This window comes from Nocardioides abyssi (assembly GCF_030412915.1).
GTDB classification, from domain to species: domain Bacteria; phylum Actinomycetota; class Actinomycetes; order Propionibacteriales; family Nocardioidaceae; genus Nocardioides; species Nocardioides abyssi.
The window spans coordinates 1-294 of the sequence record NZ_JAUHJR010000100.1 but is presented as its reverse complement, the minus strand read 5'-3'; the positions used below and the strand labels follow the sequence as shown (position 1 = coordinate 294).

Here is a 294-nt window from a genome sequence, read left to right as displayed (position 1 = left end):
CCGCGTGCGTGGACAGCCGGTGCAGCATCTCACCGGCGAAACCCCGTCCGCCTGGCAGAGCCCCACGTGGGATGCCGAACATGCCCTCCCACACCTCGGCGCCTTCCTCATGCGTCTGTGCCTCCAGCCACGGGGGTACCGGCTCGCTCGGCGACGGTCCGAGACGGTGTGTCAGGTCGACGAGGCGAACACGGTGGCCCAACAGAGAAATCAGCTCTTCCACCGGATCATCGTCCCAGCCCTACGCTCGCCTCGGGCTGCGCACCTGCTCGAGATCCTGGTTGCGCCACCTGC

The 294-nt window shown here is 68.0% G+C and carries 1 protein-coding gene; it reads right to left on the bottom strand.

The annotated features are described in order from the left end of the window. A partial coding sequence (locus QWY29_RS20070) for a hypothetical protein (RefSeq protein WP_300963000.1) occupies positions 1–223 on the bottom strand: 223 nt, incomplete at its 3' end. Positions 224–294 lie beyond the last annotated feature (71 nt).